At 43.8% G+C, this 16345-nt stretch carries 21 protein-coding genes; 19 read left to right on the top strand and 2 right to left on the bottom strand.

Annotated features, from left to right (window positions below; translation table 11 throughout):
• Nucleotides 1–209 precede the first annotated feature (209 nt).
• The gene (locus tag Q8P86_00800) at nucleotides 210–3005 is read left to right on the top strand and encodes a peptidoglycan-binding protein (GenBank protein MDP3996218.1); all 2796 of its coding nucleotides are present in this window, start codon (nucleotides 210–212) and stop codon (nucleotides 3003–3005) included.
• A gap of 193 nt (nucleotides 3006–3198) precedes the next feature.
• Here the strand turns inward: Q8P86_00800 and Q8P86_00795 are convergent, their stop codons facing one another.
• Together Q8P86_00795 and Q8P86_00790 are read right to left on the bottom strand one after the other, a co-directional pair.
• Nucleotides 3199–4431 carry a hypothetical protein gene (locus Q8P86_00795; GenBank protein MDP3996217.1) on the bottom strand — a complete coding sequence of 411 codons (1233 nt, stop codon included), beginning with the start codon at nucleotides 4429–4431 and terminating at the stop codon, nucleotides 3199–3201.
• Nucleotides 4432–4750: 319 nt separating this feature from the next.
• Complete coding sequence (locus Q8P86_00790; GenBank protein MDP3996216.1) at nucleotides 4751–5134, bottom strand: hypothetical protein; 384 nt, start codon at nucleotides 5132–5134, stop codon at nucleotides 4751–4753.
• Nucleotides 5135–5871: 737 nt separating this feature from the next.
• Between Q8P86_00790 and tuf the strand changes: the two genes are divergently transcribed.
• The 18 genes from tuf (at nucleotide 5872) to rplF (ending at nucleotide 16258) form a co-directional block, all read left to right on the top strand.
• Entirely contained in the window at nucleotides 5872–7062 is a 1191-nt protein-coding gene (gene tuf / locus Q8P86_00785; protein ID MDP3996215.1) for an elongation factor Tu, read from the top strand.
• Between the two features lie 189 nt (nucleotides 7063–7251).
• The gene (gene rpsJ, locus Q8P86_00780) at nucleotides 7252–7614 is read left to right on the top strand and encodes a 30S ribosomal protein S10 (GenBank protein MDP3996214.1); all 363 of its coding nucleotides are present in this window, start codon (nucleotides 7252–7254) and stop codon (nucleotides 7612–7614) included.
• A gap of 302 nt (nucleotides 7615–7916) precedes the next feature.
• A complete protein-coding gene (rplC, locus tag Q8P86_00775) occupies nucleotides 7917–8528 on the top strand; it encodes a 50S ribosomal protein L3 (protein ID MDP3996213.1) in 612 nt (203 codons plus the stop codon).
• A gap of 90 nt (nucleotides 8529–8618) precedes the next feature.
• A complete protein-coding gene (gene rplD, locus Q8P86_00770) occupies nucleotides 8619–9278 on the top strand; it encodes a 50S ribosomal protein L4 (protein ID MDP3996212.1) in 660 nt (219 codons plus the stop codon).
• Between the two features lie 3 nt (nucleotides 9279–9281).
• Nucleotides 9282–9644, top strand: a complete 363-nt coding sequence (rplW, locus tag Q8P86_00765) for a 50S ribosomal protein L23 (protein ID MDP3996211.1) — start codon at nucleotides 9282–9284, stop codon at nucleotides 9642–9644.
• A 99-nt stretch (nucleotides 9645–9743) separates the two neighbouring features.
• Nucleotides 9744–10586, top strand: coding sequence for a 50S ribosomal protein L2 (gene rplB / locus Q8P86_00760; protein MDP3996210.1), 843 nt, complete (start codon nucleotides 9744–9746; stop codon nucleotides 10584–10586).
• A gap of 77 nt (nucleotides 10587–10663) precedes the next feature.
• Entirely contained in the window at nucleotides 10664–11005 is a 342-nt protein-coding gene (gene rpsS / locus Q8P86_00755; protein MDP3996209.1) for a 30S ribosomal protein S19, read from the top strand.
• Between the two features lie 100 nt (nucleotides 11006–11105).
• On the top strand, nucleotides 11106–11435 hold the full coding sequence (gene rplV, locus Q8P86_00750; GenBank protein ID MDP3996208.1) for a 50S ribosomal protein L22: 330 nt from the start codon (nucleotides 11106–11108) through the stop codon (nucleotides 11433–11435).
• Between the two features lie 106 nt (nucleotides 11436–11541).
• Nucleotides 11542–12216, top strand: a complete 675-nt coding sequence (rpsC, locus tag Q8P86_00745; protein ID MDP3996207.1) for a 30S ribosomal protein S3 — start codon at nucleotides 11542–11544, stop codon at nucleotides 12214–12216.
• A 107-nt stretch (nucleotides 12217–12323) separates the two neighbouring features.
• Nucleotides 12324–12743 (top strand): 50S ribosomal protein L16, encoded by a 420-nt coding sequence (rplP, locus tag Q8P86_00740; GenBank protein MDP3996206.1) that lies wholly within the window; start codon nucleotides 12324–12326, stop codon nucleotides 12741–12743.
• Nucleotides 12744–12784: 41 nt separating this feature from the next.
• Nucleotides 12785–12976 (top strand): 50S ribosomal protein L29, encoded by a 192-nt coding sequence (gene rpmC / locus Q8P86_00735; protein ID MDP3996205.1) that lies wholly within the window; start codon nucleotides 12785–12787, stop codon nucleotides 12974–12976.
• 90 nt (nucleotides 12977–13066) lie between these two features.
• A complete protein-coding gene (rpsQ, locus tag Q8P86_00730; GenBank protein ID MDP3996204.1) occupies nucleotides 13067–13330 on the top strand; it encodes a 30S ribosomal protein S17 in 264 nt (87 codons plus the stop codon).
• 80 nt (nucleotides 13331–13410) lie between these two features.
• A complete protein-coding gene (gene rplN, locus Q8P86_00725) occupies nucleotides 13411–13782 on the top strand; it encodes a 50S ribosomal protein L14 (protein ID MDP3996203.1) in 372 nt (123 codons plus the stop codon).
• A gap of 128 nt (nucleotides 13783–13910) precedes the next feature.
• The gene (rplX, locus tag Q8P86_00720) at nucleotides 13911–14210 is read left to right on the top strand and encodes a 50S ribosomal protein L24 (protein ID MDP3996202.1); all 300 of its coding nucleotides are present in this window, start codon (nucleotides 13911–13913) and stop codon (nucleotides 14208–14210) included.
• 33 nt (nucleotides 14211–14243) lie between these two features.
• The gene (gene rplE / locus Q8P86_00715; protein MDP3996201.1) at nucleotides 14244–14783 is read left to right on the top strand and encodes a 50S ribosomal protein L5; all 540 of its coding nucleotides are present in this window, start codon (nucleotides 14244–14246) and stop codon (nucleotides 14781–14783) included.
• 119 nt (nucleotides 14784–14902) lie between these two features.
• Complete coding sequence (locus Q8P86_00710; protein ID MDP3996200.1) at nucleotides 14903–15088, top strand: type Z 30S ribosomal protein S14; 186 nt, start codon at nucleotides 14903–14905, stop codon at nucleotides 15086–15088.
• Between the two features lie 105 nt (nucleotides 15089–15193).
• On the top strand, nucleotides 15194–15580 hold the full coding sequence (gene rpsH / locus Q8P86_00705; GenBank protein ID MDP3996199.1) for a 30S ribosomal protein S8: 387 nt from the start codon (nucleotides 15194–15196) through the stop codon (nucleotides 15578–15580).
• A gap of 141 nt (nucleotides 15581–15721) precedes the next feature.
• The gene (gene rplF, locus Q8P86_00700; GenBank protein MDP3996198.1) at nucleotides 15722–16258 is read left to right on the top strand and encodes a 50S ribosomal protein L6; all 537 of its coding nucleotides are present in this window, start codon (nucleotides 15722–15724) and stop codon (nucleotides 16256–16258) included.
• Nucleotides 16259–16345 lie beyond the last annotated feature (87 nt).

Raw genomic sequence — 16345 nt, 5'->3', positions numbered from 1 at the left:
TCCGATGGATTTCTTTTCAATTTCGAGCGAGGCGAAGCAAAAATTATGAGGCATATACAGAGTATCTGTTGAATAATTTTTGCAAAGACGTAGCCGAAATTGAAAAGAAAGACGCGGATTTGGAGTTTCGTAATTCAAAGTAACCATTGGGTAACGCGGCAGATTGACCAAACGACGGTTTATAAGTTAATAAATTGGAAAATTAAATTATGAAGAAGACAAAATTAGCTATGGCGGGTATGATGGCGGCAGCGATACTTTTGACAGGCGCAAGTCAGGCGCAAGCCGCTTTGACATCCGTTCAAATCCAGTCAATCTTAAACCTACTCTCGTCTTTCGGCGCTGATTCGCAAGTCATACAAAACGTGGATGATTCTCTAAACGGACGTCCGCTTACTTATCCTACGTCTTCTTCAAGTGAAGGTGCCACTGTAAAAAGCGGGGTAGATAGTAGTTCTGACAAATCTTTACTTTCAACTGGCACTGTAGCGTCGTGTTACGGCTTTGAACGTTGGCTTTACACAGGCAAAACAGACGGCGAATCCGGTGGGGATGTATCGCGTCTTCAAAGGTTTCTCAAAGAAAAAGGTTACTATTCATACCCTGAAATAACCGGTTATTACGGTCCGGCCACGGAAGAAGCCGTGAAGCGTTTTCAGGTGGCAAACAATGTCATTTCCCAAGGAGATCCTGAAACCACGGGATACGGTTCTCTTGGACCGAAAACCAGAGTCAAAATTAATCAACTGTACAGATGTGGGCAGACAACCCAACCCTTCATCACCGTCCTTTCGCCGAATGGGGGAGAGACATACAAAGTTGGAAATGATATAGTCATTTCATGGTCTGCATCTAATATTGTCGCCAGTGACTCTTTCAAAGTATCCATAATTAATTCAGTAGGAGGTTCTGTACTTGAAACTGGTGTCTCGTCTAGTAATCGTAGCTGGGGAATGACTATCTCTTCATCTATGTCACCAGGGCAGTATAAAGCAGTTGTATCATCACAAAATACGGGTGCAACCGATTCCAGTAATTCATTCTTCACCATCACTGCGGTCAGTTCCACTCAGTCCTCCATCACCCTCACAAAGAATGTAAATCTTGGGAATCAAACTATCGCCGACGGAACTGCCGGGACAATAATAGGTTCTTTTGTTCTGACGGCTGGTCCTTCTGAAGATATAAGGGTGAATACTATAAGAATAACCTTGCCTCTAACAGGAGCTTCTGCCATCACAAACCTGCGCTTAAGAGAACATTCTACTGGAGAGCCAGTCGCCACTGCAAGGGCGGTTCCCTCAACAGTCAATTCATTCTCAATATCAAATCTCGTCATTTCTGCTGGCCAGAGCAAAACCATTCATGTGTATGTAGATACAAAAACAGGTTATTCAGGCATTGAATTTACACCTGTTGTAGACGGAACAGCAGTCGGAATGACTTCGGGGAATTCAGTAAATTTTGGAAAGGCGGGTGAATCACTTCAGATGGTTAAGATTATCGGTGCGTCAGCTCCTTCCATTTTAAATGCTCAACAACTGCGGGAATTCTCTGTCGGTGAAGAGGCATCGCTGTATTTAGAAACGAGTTCTCCGGCTTTGTGTCGCTATTCCGCAAACGCTAACACTCTTTTCTCTTCAATGACCCCCTTGTCTAATTCCGGAGAGAAAGAACACCGGACAAGTGTCGGTGTTATCACAGAGGGGCATCGAGACACAACCTACTTTGTAAAGTGTATGGATAAGCAAAATGGGCTTGTTACCGAAAACTACGATATAACTATTCTAAAAGCATTAGCCAATTCCCAACCCTCCATCATCGTTCTTTCGCCGAATACCCCGATATCTTGGAAGAGAAACACATTAGGGGAGTGGCGTTGGTTAACCAGTGGTTCGGTTTCTACAGTCGATATATATCTCGTTGGAGAAGGAACTCATAAATGGACATTCGCAAAAAATTATCCCAATCATGGTACGTTTTCATGGGCTGTGGGCTTTGCTTCTGAAGAGTGGAATCTGCCAAACGGAGTACCGGGTGGGGATTATACAATTTATGTGTGTCCTTCTGGAGTATCGTTTGAAACAGGGTCACGATGCGGAAGTTTCCGGGTGAATGTGTATGGTGATACGCCTACGATAACCATCGCATCTCCGAATGGAGGAGAAACTTTTGCTGTGGGCGGTAATATCACTGTCAACTTTTCGCATACCAGTTCTGGTGAGAAATACAAAATAAACCTGCTAAAACCGGCTATAGTTTCTCCTGTTGTGTATACGCTTGGAACAATAGTAGGAGGGCCGGCTGGCGTTGAATCAAAACAATTCGCTATTCCTTCCACAGTTCCTACGGGAACATACACACTGGAAGTAGTTCAGCTCGGTAATCAGGGTGAGTGTCTTAATGTGTGTGCTATTGCTGAATCAGCTTCTTTCACCATCACCGCGGCGACTACCGCTCCCAGCGTAACACTCACCGCTACGCCCTCTACCATTACTGTCGGCGAAAGTGTCAATCTCTCTTGGTCGGCAAACAACGTCACTTCCTGCACCAAGAGCGGAGCGTGGTCTCAAACCAATGTTTTGACTTCGGGAAGCCAGACCATCGGTCTTGCCTCCACCGCAACCTTCACCGTAACCTGCACCGGAGCGGGCGGCTCTGACACTAAAAGTGTCACTGTAACAGTCAATCCCGCCCCGAATCCCGACTCCAACCTCGTCTGCGGCTCATACGGCGATGTTGACGGAGACGGGTGGATTACGGAGAAAGACGAAGATGTGATTCGAAACCACGTACTCGGCATTTCCAAAATGACTGACGCTCAAATCAAATTGGCCGACGTGAGCGCCAACGGAGTGGTATCTACGCTTGATATAAGTCATATCAGCGGCTACCTTGCGGGAACGCGAACAACTTTCCCGGTCTGCGCCACTACGTTTGATAGCTTATCTGAAAGCCAGAAAGCTTCCATACTGGAAAGCATAAGGCGGCTCTTGGGACTGTAAGGTTTCCGTAGGCGCAGGGAATAGTTGAAACCAGAAAGTAAATAACCTATGTGCAGAGTTTAAAAAACGGCTAATAAATATTTAGCCGTTTTTTATGTTATAACACCCGAGCTACGCTTGGGGTTCTAACATTAAAAAACCGCTTGACTGTTCAGCTGAACAGTCAAGCGGTTTGCGCAAAGAGCTAAAATGGCTACAAAGCGATGATTTGGAAGAACCTTATCTCTGCCGACAAAAGAAAAAGAGAGTTCGGTTCTTCGGTGGTAAACTCCTCCGGTAGGCGAAAGGCGGCTACTGTGCCGTCCGCGTTTAAATGAATGCTTTGAGTATCATAGTGGACCTTGTAATTCGGCGTGTCCCACACCAGCCGATCAAAACCGGCCGGCGCGGGGTTTTCCATGAATACCACACACCACATCGTTCCTCCCGCTTCCTTTTCAGGCAGGTAGGCGAGCTGTTTCTGGCCATCGTAAGGCATATTAACCACAACAAATTCAGCTTTTTCAGCCGAACAGTCGCAGTTCTCGTCCTTCGGCTCAATCGGTTCTTCCGGTTGAGGCAGTTTGGCTTCTACTTTAACTTCGGTAGTAACATCCGAAGTGTAGCTATCAACCGCAAAGTTTTGGAAGGGGTAACTGACTACCAACTGGACAGAGGTCACCGTTATTACGGCCCCGCCTAATTCTGTCGTGTCGGCAACCACAGACAAAGAACCGCTCGGCTCCTTGAGCATGAAGTTGTCGGGATGTACTTTAAGCGGATGTAGGGCGTCAAAAATTGCGACTCCCTTTTGCCGGTCACCCTTGGCGATCAGATGATTGATTTTCCAATGCGACACCAACTTCCCTGATTCGGTGTCAACAATCTTCATTGTTCCCAGATTTTCAACTTCAAACCCGGGAGAGACCTCAAAGTTCATTTGCCAAGATTCGTACTGAAGCTGGCCGAGAACCGGCCGAGTTTCTATGTTGAACCGAGCAATCTCGGTTTCAGCGGCGGGAATGACAATTTCAGGCATACCCGTTGCTGTTGTGACAGCAACAGCCGGAGCTGCGATTTCAAATGTTTCGCTTATTGTCCAACTGCTACCAGTTGCCAAATAAACGACGTAATCTGAACCGAGTGGCGCGTCTGCCGGAATATGCCATACGTATTCTCCGGAGTTTGAAACTTCACCATCGGAGTAGAACAAATTCGCTGTTGTTAAAGACAGCAAACGCTTTCCGGGCAGGTCTGATTTGCGGTAAATGTTTAAACCGACACTGTTGTTTTCTCTTCTGAGGCCATACGCCTTCCACTCAATTCTCATAAGGCCTCCAGGACGATAGATGCCACCACTTGGGTTAGTCACTTCCATCTGCGCTGATGCGGTGTCAGTCATGACGCCTACCAACGCAAGTCCGATAAGGACAATCATTTTTTTCATTTTTTTCGCCTTTGGTTGTTTTTTTGTTCTGACAAAGAGCCAGAATTCCAAAAATATAGTAGCATACTCTGCCTCTCATGTCAAGGAATTTTGGTAATGTGCACACACATTGCGGTGGTAGTTTAGCTGTAATAAGTTTGACGGTTGTGGTTGTTTAGACACCTCTGTTATGCTATTTATGCTATAGCATAACAGAGGTGTCAGATATACAAAAAACACAAAAAGAAAATCCTTCCGCTAAAAAATCGGCCTGTTGAGAGGACTCAACAGGCCGATGTGATTTTCTTAAATACTGCCTTTGGGCGAGGTGGTGGACAACTTACTCTTTATCCACATCTTCCTCTTTCCATGACTTCGGCGAAACTTCTCCCGGCTCAAGCTTGGACTTTAGGGGGTATGGTACAAGGGCGACCAAGCCATCTTTTTTGATGGCAATGAGGTTGGTTACACCGTCGTACTTCTGCCACTCAAGCTGATAGTATCTCGCCGATTCGTTGTTGAGAATTTTGTACGAAAATGTCTGCCTGCTCATGTCCGGTCTAACAGAAACCTTTTGCAAGAGTCCGATTTTCTTGGGCCCGCCTTCCTCCGCCCTGTGAAAAGTGGCGAGAATTGCGAACACCTGCCCGTTCTTCATATCGGCCTCCGTTGGATATGCAAGATAACCCCTATCGTCAGTACTACTTTTGATCGCATATAACAAACACGTAATAACGAACGCGACAATAATTGCCCCCAAACTAAGTATTGAGCGAAATGCTATCTCCTCTTTTCTACTCGGTTCATCCGAGTGGCAAACTAAGCGCACTAAACATGTATACGTCCCGATAATACCGACGAGCATCAAGATAAAAGAGAATACCATCATGCCATATCCTTTCTTGTTTTGCCGCGCCTGTGCTTACAGGCGCGAAGGGTTTAATTTAATCTGTACAGCAATGTACTTTAATCTCGTAAACAAGTCAAATTTATGTACAGTAACCCTCACACTCTTATTTATTCTCCCTTTCGTAAAGGGAGTACCGCCTTCTTAGGCGGGGAGGGATTTTTAAATCCTCCGTCATCAGAATCTCTCAATTCCATTCGAGATAAATGACCATCCTCCTTTAGAAAAGGAGGAATAAATCCTCCATCACAAAAGAATAGCAGGAAAAATTCTCTATATTCCTAAATCCTAAATCATAAATCGCACCCCGCACTTTTCATCGGATGTGGGTGATTAAAAGCAAACCCTTGCGTGTTTTGGTTGTTTCTGCTACGATTACTTTAATCGCAATTCGCGCGTTTTTGAGCTTGTTTTGTGTTTTCAAAAACGGTAGACGCTAATTTTTAATTTATTAATCAGTTTTTAACTTAAAACGCGTAGCATATAATCTGTAATAGTCAGAAAAAGTTGAGAATTCTGACATTACACCTTAAAAGCTCTGCGTTACAAGACATATGGCAGATTTTGATAGAAGCAAGCCGCACGTAAACGTCGGCACAATAGGCCACGTTGACCACGGCAAAACGACTCTTACCGCCGCGATACTGAATGTATTAAATCGCGCCGGCCAGAACGTAAAACTCCGAGGTGTTGATCAGATTGACTCGGCTCCGGAAGAGAAAGCTCGTGGTATTACCATAGCTCTTTCGCACAACGAGTACGAAACGGATGCTCGCCACTACGCGCACATAGATGCTCCGGGTCACGCCGATTACATCAAAAACATGATTACCGGCGCGGCCCAGATGGACGGCGCGGTTTTGGTGGTTGCCGCCACGGACGGCGTTATGCCTCAGACCAGAGAGCATATACTGCTTGCAAAACAAGTAGGTGTTCCTAAAATAATCGTATTTTTAAACAAATGCGACATGGTACCGGAAACGGACCTTATTGACCTCGTTGAAGAGGAAGTGCGAGAGCTTTTGGACAAATACGAATTTGACGGAAAGACCGCGCCGGTTATACGAGGTTCCGCTTTGAAAGCGCTTGAATCGCCAAATAACGACGACGAATGGTCAAAGAAAGTGCTTGAACTCGCAAGCGCGCTTGATACATACATACCACAGCCCGTAAGAGACGTTGAAAAACCGTTCCTTATGCCCATTGAAGACATTTTCTCCATTGAAGGTCGCGGTACTGTAGTTACAGGCCGTATTGAAAGAGGAGTTGTTAAGGTCGGCGAGGAAGTTGAAATAGTCGGTATCAAGCCGACATCCAAAACCACCGTTACGGGCATAGAAATGTTTAACAAATCGTTGCAGGAAGGCATGGCCGGAGACAACGCCGGAGTATTGCTTCGCGGAACCAAGAAAGAAGACGTTCACCGAGGACAGGTTTTGGCCAAGACCGGCTCTGTTACACCCCACACGGAATTTGAAGCTGAAGTTTATGTCTTGAAAAAAGAAGAAGGCGGTCGTCACACTCCGTTCTTTACCGGCTACAAACCGCAATTTTACATCCGCACAACGGATGTTACCGGAGAAGTTTCTTTGCCTGAAGGCAAAGAAATGGTTATGCCCGGAGACACTATCACTTTCAAGGTAAAACTTGTCGCCCCTGTCGCTTTGGAAGAAAAACAGCGTTTTGCCGTCCGTGAAGGAGGCAAGACGGTGGGAGCGGGAGTAGTCACCAAAGTCGTTGCGTAGCAACCTGAATATAATCCGAATACTACGAACTATATGCGAATACTACGAAAACCTTCTTCTTATTCGTAGTATTCGCATAGTTCGTAGGTTCGCATTATAGATTTCCGTAGTATTCGCATAATTCGTAGGTTCGCATTATAGATTTACGTAGTATTAGCATAATTTGTAGGTTCGCATTATAGATTTACAATGGTTAAATCCACCACAAAAAAGAAGAGCGTCAAAGTCGTCGCCAAAGCGGATGCTGTTTCAAAGCTTCGCATTCGCGCCCGAGCTTATGAGCACAAAATCCTTGACGCGTCCGTAAAGCAGATAATGGATACCGCCTTGCGCTTTGACGCGGAAGTTCTCGGCCCCATTCCTCTTCCTACGGAAATAAAAAAGTACACAGTCAATCGTGCTTCTTTTGTTTTCAAAAACTCAAGAGAACAGTTTGAGATGCGTGTGCATAAACGCCTAATAGACATCATAAATCCCGGAGCAAAGGTAATAGAGGCGCTTACGAATCTTTCTCTGCCTTCCGGAGTAAACATTGACGTAAAAATGTTGTAGAGAATAAATATTAAAAAAAGCTGGTCAACAGCTTTTTTTACGACTATATTTTTAAAAATCTATCGCCACTTTCACTCAAATCCGGAAACAACATATCTTGTCTGCATGCACTTACTCTCAAAGTTAAATAATACATAACCTTACCTCATAAAATTGGTGTTGGGGATGTAACATGGTATGCATAAAAATTTTGACTTTTTTTGCCATATCTGATAATGTTCTCTTCATTGCGTTCTGGCCGAATGTTTACGAATGTTATGGAACCTCTGCGCCGCCCATAGGGCGCACGTTCAAAAATTTACATGTCTAAGTTTATTTTAGGTACAAAGGTTAATATGTCGCAGGTCTTCTCCGATGACGGACAGGCCTTGCCGGTAACGGTTATTTCTGCCGGGCCTATTGTCGTTACTGACACAAAAACGGTTGAAAGAGATGGTTATAACGCCGTCCAGGTTGGTTTTGGAGCAAAAAAAGAGAAAAGGGCGAGCAAATCCGAAAAGGGGCATTTTAAAGAAATCCCGGTTCCTCAATTTGTCAAAGAAAATCGCCTTTCCGAACCGGCCAAAGAAAAACGTGGCGATATTATAAAAGCGGACGTTTTTGCCGTCGGTGATGTTGTGACCGTTTCCGCCATATCCAAAGGCAAAGGATTCCAGGGTGTGGTTAAAAGGCACGGCTTTGCGGGAGGCCGACGAACGCACGGTCAAAAACATTCTGAAAGAGAGCCGGGTTCCATAGGAGGAGGTCTGCGCACCCGTGTGCCAAAGGGAATGCGCATGGCCGGACGAATGGGAGGGGATAGAGTAACAGTCAAGAATTTGAAAATAGTGCAAGTTGACGCCGAGAACAACCTCATTCTTATAAAAGGAGCCGTGCCGGGCAGGAGAGGAACGTTGGTGGAGATAAGAAGTTGAAAGTTAGTCAAGTTCATAAAGTTCATCAAGTAAAACATGGAGACGAATACTTTATAAACTTGCAACTTTATAACTTGATAAACTAATTTGATGGAATCAATCATTTACAACCAAATCGGAAAACAAGTCGGGAAAATAACTTTACCCGAGTCGGTTTTTGGCGTGAAGTGGAATGCCGATTTGGTCCATCAAGTCGCGACTTCCATGGCTTCTTCCGCCCGTTCCGGCACGGCTCACGCCAAAACACGAGGCGAAGTAAGAGGCACGGGGAAAAAACCTTGGAAGCAAAAAGGCACAGGCCGGGCGCGCCACGGTTCTCGCCGTTCTCCTTTGTGGGTTGGAGGAGGAGTTACCCATGGGCCTCGCAACGAGAAAAATTACACGAGAAAGGTCAGTAAAAAAATGAAAGCCAAAGCTCTTTATGTGATTTTATCTCGGAAATTTAAAGAAAATGAACTGGTTTTAGTTGATAATATTTTAATAAGTGAACCCAAGACCAAAGAAGCCAAGAAAATTATAAACTCGCTATCCTCAATTTCGGGAGTGGAAAAACTTTCATCAAAGAAGAAAAATGCCGCTTACATCGCTATTCCGGAAAAGGCGGAAGCGGTTGAGAAGAGTTTTTCAAACATAGGTTCTTTGCGCGTGGATGAGTTGCGAAACATAAATCCGCTTGACATACTTTCAGCAAAATATATTGTTTTTGTAAAACCGGAGGAGGCCTTTAAGTTTCTGGAAAGTAAACTTTAATTTATGTCATTTTTCACTAAAAAAACCGAAGAGAAAAAGGGCGAAAACAAAGCCGTTGCCGTAAAGGCGAGGCGTGATATTCCCACACGCGTCAATTTGGAGAGTATTTTAATTCGTCCGAGGATTACCGAAAAAGGAGCTATTTTGGCGGATAGCAATGCCTACGCTTTTGAAGTACAGCCGAAAGCCACAAAACATGACGTTTCCCGCGCGGTATCGGCCCTTTACAAAGTGATACCGGCGAAGGTTCGCGTAGTAAAATTGCCGGGCAAAAAAGTTTTTGTCCGCGGTAAAAGTGGCAGAACCGCCGCCATAAAGAAAGCGTATGTTTATTTAAAGAAGGGGGATAAGATAGAAGTCGTGTAAATATAATGCGAATACTACGAACAATATGCGAATACTACGAAAGCCCTCTTCTTGTTCGTAGTATTCGCATAATTCGCAGGTTCGCATTATAGATTTAATATGAAGAAATACAAACCAACAACCGCATCACGTCGCCACATGACAACCCTTCCCTATAGGAAGATTCTTACGACTGGAAAACCGTTTAAAAAACTGACTTCCGGTTTTAAACGATCAGTGGGCAGAAACAACCACGGTCGTATCACGACAAGACACAAGGGCGGAGGCAACAAACGTCTTTTCAGAGACATTGATTTTGTCTATGACAAAAAGAATATTCCGGCGGTTATAAAAACAATAGAATATGACCCCAACAGGAGCGCGTTTATAGGACTGGCTTCTTATCGGGACGGAGAATATCGTTATGTTGTTGTGCCACATGATACCAAACCCGGCGACTCTTTTATTGTGGCGGAAAAAGCTGAAATAAAACCCGGCAATCGCTTGGCTTTGAAAAATATTCCCGTAGGAACTTTTGTCTACAATATTGAGTTAAAACCCGGAAATGGCGCCAAAATAGCCAGAAGCGCCGGAATATTTACCGCGGTAGTGGCTCAAGATGCCGGTTTCACTCATCTTAAAATGCCTTCAACTGAAATAAGAAAGGTCTCTGCCGAATGTTTTGCCTGTGTGGGGCAGGTCGGTAATATTGAACATTGGCTCGTAAATTACGGCAAGGCCGGCAAATCGCGTTGGATGGGAATACGCCCCACTGTTCGCGGTACGGCCATGAATCCCGTTGACCATCCCCATGGCGGAGGCGAAGGCAGACAAGGAAGAGGCACTCGCCGTGCCAAAAGTATGTGGGGCAAGCCCACAGGAAAAGGCCAAAAGACCAGGACTCCAAAGAAATACTCAAATGTATTTATTGTTTCTCGCCGAAAAGTAGGTAAAAATAAGTAGTTTTGCTTACGCGCCTTGACTTTGCTTTGAGTTCTGTTAATATTGGAGCTTAACTGCTTTGCAGTTTTTGTTTTACCATGACAAGGTCGCTATCCAAAGGTCCGTTTGTTGACCCTCGTATCACAAAAAAGATAGAGGGCAAAAAACCGGACAACACGCCTCCTATAAAAACTTGGCTTCGCGCTTCGGTTATTTCTCCTGAAATGGTCGGTTTCAAGTTTTTAGTGCATAATGGCAAGGATTTTCCGGAGGTCTTAGTCACTGAAGACATGGTTGGACACCGTTTGGGCGAATTTTCCTTGACTCGCAAATTCATAAAACACGGAGGAAAAATGCAAAAAGATCAGGAGCAGAAAGCCAAAGAGGCCGAAATAGCGGCGGCGCAGTCGGCTAAATCGGCGGCAGAAGGAAAGAAATAATAAATATAATCCAAATACTACGAACGATATGCGAATACTACGAAAACCTTCTTCTTATTCGTAGTATTCGCATAATTCGCAGGTTCGCATTATATATCCCATGAAAGCAATTCTAAACAACCACCGACAATCTCCCCGAAAAGTCCGCCTTGTGGCAGATATGGTAAGGGGTAAAAAAGTCGCCGATGCCTTACAGATTCTTTCTTTTGGAGGTAAAGTCGCTTGCGACCCGATAAACAAACTTTTGAAATCCGCCATTGCCAATTCCGGCAAAGAAAAAGGCGAAATTTCAGAATTTTTTGTAAAAGATATTACGGTAAACGGAGGAACCGTTTTAAGAAGAACGGCTCCGCGGGCGCGAGGGTCGGCAAATGTTATAAAGAAGAGGACAAGTAACATCACTTTGGTTTTGGATACAAAACCAAAGTGATAACGAAGCATGTAACACGAAACATGGAACACAAAAGAATTAAGACAGGACTTTATCCGCTTCTTTCTTAAAATGTTCAATGTTACAAGTTACATGTTACATGATTATGTCACACACCGTTCATCCATATTCACACCGTTTGGGAATTATCAGGGATTGGAAATCCCGATGGTTTGGCGTGAAAGGCAAATATAGCGACTTTCTAAAATCAGACATTACCATTAGGGAGTATTTAGACAAGCGTCTTCGCGGGCTTTACATAAGTGAAGTGGAAATAGAAAGAAGCGAAAAAACTTTAAGAATCATAATAAGAACTTCCCGTCCGGGAATTATCATAGGCAGAAGCGGAGAAGGGGCGATAAAGCTTAGAAATGACCTTCTTTCTTTTGTGGCCCGAAAAAAGATAAACATACCGGAACAATTAAAAATTGACATAGAAGAAGTTCGGTCGCCGGAGTCAAACGCGGCCATTGTTTCTCAGATGGTGGCGGAGGCGCTTGAAAAACGCATGACGTTTCGCAGGGTTTTGAAACAAACCATTGAAAAGGTAATGGCCAACAGAGACGTTAAAGGGGTAAAAATATATCTTGGTGGTCGTTTAGGTGGAGCGGAAATGGCTCGTTCCGAAGAGTTAAAAAAAGGACGAATACCGCTTCAGACATTTAGAGCCAATATTGAGTTTGCCCGCGAAAAGGCCCATATGCCTTACGGCGATATCGGGATAAAGGTCTGGATATATAAGGGAGAGATTTTCGCTGATAAGAACCAGCGAAAATCATAGAACATGGAACTTGTAACGCCATAATATACAACGTGTAACTTGTAACGTGTAACGCCGGAAAAGAAATACTCTGACGCTACACGCTACACGCTACACGCTACACGAATATGTTATTCCCCAAAAAAGTAAAATTCAGAAAATGGCACACTATGAGGCGCAATCCAAAGCGTCCGGCTGTGGCTACCAGAGGAACGGAAATCAATTTCGGTTCTTTCGGCCTTAAAGCCGTGGAAGCGGTTCGGGTGCGGTCAAATCAGATTGAAGCGGCCAGAAAGGCCATGACTCGCTCTCTCGGAAAAACCGGAAGGGTCTGGATACGCGTTTTTCCCGATATGCCTTTTACCCAAAAGCCAGCCGAAGTAAAACTTGGCAAAGGTAAAGGCGACGTGCAGGGATATCAAGTCCAGATACTTGCCGGTCGAGTGATTTTTGAAGTGGATGGCGTCGCTGAAGCGCAAGCAAGGGAAGTTTTGCGTAAAGCCGGCACCAAGCTTCCCGTAAAGACCAAAATAGTGGCCAGAGTGTAATTTGCGTTTTCAGACCTTTTATTGTAGTGTATCTCCTGAACATGTCTTCATCATTAACTAAAAAAACGGAAAACGACCTGCTAAAAGAGCTTAAAGCGAAGCGAGACGAGCTTCGCAAGTTTCGTTTTGATATGACCGGCAGTAAGATAAAAAATGTAAGAAACGGCCGAGCTGTGAGAAAAGACGTGGCAAGGATATTGACGGCTTTAAATGAGAGACAGAGAAACGTCTAATCGTAACGACCCGTTTTGAATCAACTCTTCGGCATAGGCGACGGGTTCCCGGGTAAAATCTTCATTATCGCCCGCTACAAGCTAAAAAATATGAATTCAACCACTCACAATACGCAAGCCAACAGAAAACCCCGCCGTCTTTCCGGTGTGGTCGTTTCCGACAAAATGAAAGATACTATCGTGGTGGAGGTTACGAGGTATGTAAAACATTTGAGATATAAAAAATACCGAAAAATAACAAAGCGCTACAAAGTACACGATGCCGGAAATACCAAAAAAGTGGAAGAGAAAGTAGATATAGAAGAATGCAAACCGGTGTCAAAGGATAAGCGTTTCAAAGTTAAAAGTCCATAAAGTCTATAAAGTCCGTAAAGTAAGACAAAGTCGGAATACTTTAAGAACTTTCAACTTGATAAACTTGACGAACTAATCTTATGATTCAACCACGTTCCATCGTAAAAATAGCCGACAATTCAGGCGCCAAAATCGGGCGTATTTTTAAGATACTGGGAGGGTCCAAGAAAAGATACGCCGAAATAGGTGAATTGGTCGTTCTTTCCGTTCAGAAAAGCGAACCGCGCAAAACCATAAAGAAAAAAGACGTGGTTCACGCGGTGGTTGTAAGACAGCGCAAACCTTTCAGGCGCCGTGACGGTTCATATATACGTTTCGATGAAAACTCCGTCGTGATTTTGGAAAAAGGAAAAAAGGAGCCGATAGCCGGAAGAATTTTCGGTCCGATTCCGAGAGAAATGGCCGAGTTCGGTTACCAGACGATTAGCTCAAAGGCGGCTGAAATCGTGTAGAGTTAAAAGTCCATCAAGAAGTTCATCAAGTTCATCAAGTCATAAAGTGCATAAAGTCCCATCAGGTAAGGCAAATTTGGAATACTTTAAGAACTTTCCACTTGATAGGACTTGATAAACTAAATCTTATGAAAATAAAAAAAGGAGACACTATAATAGTCCGTACGGGCAAAGATAAAGGCAAGACCGGAAAGGTTGATGCTGTTTTGTCCCCTATTGATAAAGTTCTGGTTTCAGGAATAAACATCGCCAAACGCCACCGACGAGCCAAAAAAACCGGGGAAAAGGGACAGATAATAGATGTGCCGATGCCTATTCATGTGTCCAACGTGTCTCTTTTAGAAGACGGTAAACCGGTAAGGGTGGGATACAAACTGGCCGATGGTAAAAAGTTAAGAATAAGCAGAAAAAGCGGCAAGGCCATATAATGTCTAAAAAATAACAGTTTCACGCTATATACTATGAACACAAAGGAAAAACAGAAAAATGCTTTTGCCAAACTCAAAGACAAGTTTGGCTATAAAAATCCGATGCAGGCGCCGCGTCTTGTTAAGGTTGTCATAAACGCCGGCACCGGTTCTTTCAAGGATAAAAAGAAAAACGAAGTGGTTGAAGACAGAATAGCGAAAATCACGGGCCAGAAAGCGGCTGTCCGAGGCGCCAAAAAATCAATAGCTTCTTTCAAAGTCAGAGAAGGTGATCCTGTGGGCATACAGGTAACTTTACGAGGTAACCGCATGTACGGTTTTTTGGACAAAATGATTTCTGTCGCCTTTCCAAGGACCAAGGATTTTCGCGGAGTGAAGGTTTCCTCCATAGACGACATGGGCAATGCCACTTTCGGGATATTGGAGCATACCGTCTTTCCGGAAACAAGCGACGAAGAATTAAAAGATGTTTTTGGTTTTGGCGTGACTGTGGTAACCACGGCAAAGTCAAAAGAGGAAGCCGAAAGCTTCTTTAGAGAAATCGGCATTCCGTTTGCCAAAGAGTCAAAATAATAGTTTGACTTAAGGGTTTTTTGTTGGTAATATTCCTTTGAAAGAATTAAGAAGCAGAATATGGGGTCAAGGGAAAAGATTTGATTTTTAACTTCTGGTTCCTGATTCTAATTTTATTTATGGCCAAAAAATCAGTAATAGCGCGTTCAGTAAAGAAGCCCAAGTATAGCTCCCGTATAGTGCGGCGCTGTTTCCGTTGCGGTAGAAAACGAGCTTTCATGCGCGACTTCGGTCTATGCAGGATTTGCTTTAGGGAATTTGCAAACAACGGAATGGTTCCGGGAGTGAAGAAGTCGTCTTGGTAAAGAAGTCAAAAGTCAATAAAGTTCATAAAGTCCATCAAGTAAAACCAAGACAAGAGCCGAATACTTTATAAACTTTAAACTTTATGAACTTGAAGAACTAATTTAATGGACTCAATTTCAAACATAATCATCGGTCTAAAAAATGCAAGCAATGCCGGAAAGGCCACTGCCGTTTTTCCGTATTCAAAAATAGCTTGCTCAATAATGGAGGTTTTGAAAAAAGAAGGTTTTATTTCCGACTTTTCAAAAAAGGGCAAAAAAGTCATTCGGGCAATAGAGGTGGAGCTTAAGTACGTGGACGGTTCTCCGGCCATAAGCGGAGTGAAAAGAATTTCCAAACTTTCAAAAAGAATATATGAGAGAAGCCGAAATATACGTTCCATAAAGAGCGGTTACGGAAGCGTTATTATCTCCACTTCAAAAGGTTTAAAGACAGATAAAGAAGCGCGGAAAGAAAAGATCGGGGGAGAGTCGTTGTTTGGAATATGGTAAAGAGTTAAAAAGTCCAACAAGTTCATAAAGTTCATCAAGTTCATCAAGTCAGAAAGTCCATAAAGTCCAGAAAGTCCGTAAAGTTCATAAAGTCCATCAAGTAAAACCAAGACAAGATCCGAATACTTTATATAATTATTTATGTCACGCATAGGCAAAAAACCAATAGACATTCCCGATAAAACCGAAATATCCATTTCGGGTGGAAATGTTACAGTCAAAGGGCCTGGGGGAACTCTGGCGCGTGAATTCAAGACGGGCAAAATTTCCGTGGTTAGCCGAGACAAACAAGTCGTCTTGACGCCAAATAGCGATTCTATAGAAACAAGAGCTCTTTGGGGAACTTACGCTTCTCACATCAAAAACATGATTAAGGGCGTAAACACTCCTTATGAAAAGAAACTCATTCTGGAAGGCGTGGGATATAGGGCGGAGGTAAAAGGCAAAGACCTTGTCATGGGGCTTGGTTTTTCTCATCAGGTCAAGGTACCGATACCTGACACTTTGAAGATTTCTGTTGAGAAAAATATTATTTCCATAAGCGGAATTGATAAAGAGGAAGTCGGTTCTTGGAGCGCCAGGGTGAGAGCCAAGAAAAAACCGGAACCGTATAAAGGCAAAGGTATTCATTACTCAGACGAAGTGGTGAGAAGGAAAGAAGGCAAGAAAACGGCATAAAGAGTTAAAAGTTTGTAAAGTCAATCAAGTCCATAAAGTCCATAAAGCAAAACCAAAGAGACAAATAATTTATAAACTTTATGAACT

The organism is bacterium (assembly GCA_030699905.1).
Lineage (GTDB): Bacteria > Patescibacteriota > Minisyncoccia > Phycocordibacterales.
Note: the sequence above shows the minus strand (reverse complement) of the source record. Positions and strands in the feature narration are given on the sequence as shown.

Bases quoted from the DNA above. Each gene is read 5' to 3' on its own strand.
- Q8P86_00800 (MDP3996218.1), top strand. From the start codon at position 210: ATGAAGAAGACAAAATTAGCTATGGCGGGTATGATGGCGGCAGCGATA.
- Q8P86_00795 (MDP3996217.1), bottom strand. From the start codon at position 4,431: ATGAAAAAAATGATTGTCCTTATCGGACTTGCGTTGGTAGGCGTCATG.
- tuf (MDP3996215.1), top strand. From the start codon at position 5,872: ATGGCAGATTTTGATAGAAGCAAGCCGCACGTAAACGTCGGCACAATA.
- rpsJ (MDP3996214.1), top strand. From the start codon at position 7,252: ATGGTTAAATCCACCACAAAAAAGAAGAGCGTCAAAGTCGTCGCCAAA.
- rplC (MDP3996213.1), top strand. From the start codon at position 7,917: ATGTCTAAGTTTATTTTAGGTACAAAGGTTAATATGTCGCAGGTCTTC.
- rplD (MDP3996212.1), top strand. From the start codon at position 8,619: ATGGAATCAATCATTTACAACCAAATCGGAAAACAAGTCGGGAAAATA.
- rplW (MDP3996211.1), top strand. From the start codon at position 9,282: ATGTCATTTTTCACTAAAAAAACCGAAGAGAAAAAGGGCGAAAACAAA.
- rplB (MDP3996210.1), top strand. From the start codon at position 9,744: ATGAAGAAATACAAACCAACAACCGCATCACGTCGCCACATGACAACC.
- rpsS (MDP3996209.1), top strand. From the start codon at position 10,664: ATGACAAGGTCGCTATCCAAAGGTCCGTTTGTTGACCCTCGTATCACA.
- rplV (MDP3996208.1), top strand. From the start codon at position 11,106: ATGAAAGCAATTCTAAACAACCACCGACAATCTCCCCGAAAAGTCCGC.
- rpsC (MDP3996207.1), top strand. From the start codon at position 11,542: ATGTCACACACCGTTCATCCATATTCACACCGTTTGGGAATTATCAGG.
- rplP (MDP3996206.1), top strand. From the start codon at position 12,324: ATGTTATTCCCCAAAAAAGTAAAATTCAGAAAATGGCACACTATGAGG.
- rpmC (MDP3996205.1), top strand. From the start codon at position 12,785: ATGTCTTCATCATTAACTAAAAAAACGGAAAACGACCTGCTAAAAGAG.
- rpsQ (MDP3996204.1), top strand. From the start codon at position 13,067: ATGAATTCAACCACTCACAATACGCAAGCCAACAGAAAACCCCGCCGT.
- rplN (MDP3996203.1), top strand. From the start codon at position 13,411: ATGATTCAACCACGTTCCATCGTAAAAATAGCCGACAATTCAGGCGCC.
- rplX (MDP3996202.1), top strand. From the start codon at position 13,911: ATGAAAATAAAAAAAGGAGACACTATAATAGTCCGTACGGGCAAAGAT.
- rplE (MDP3996201.1), top strand. From the start codon at position 14,244: ATGAACACAAAGGAAAAACAGAAAAATGCTTTTGCCAAACTCAAAGAC.
- Q8P86_00710 (MDP3996200.1), top strand. From the start codon at position 14,903: ATGGCCAAAAAATCAGTAATAGCGCGTTCAGTAAAGAAGCCCAAGTAT.
- rpsH (MDP3996199.1), top strand. From the start codon at position 15,194: ATGGACTCAATTTCAAACATAATCATCGGTCTAAAAAATGCAAGCAAT.
- rplF (MDP3996198.1), top strand. From the start codon at position 15,722: ATGTCACGCATAGGCAAAAAACCAATAGACATTCCCGATAAAACCGAA.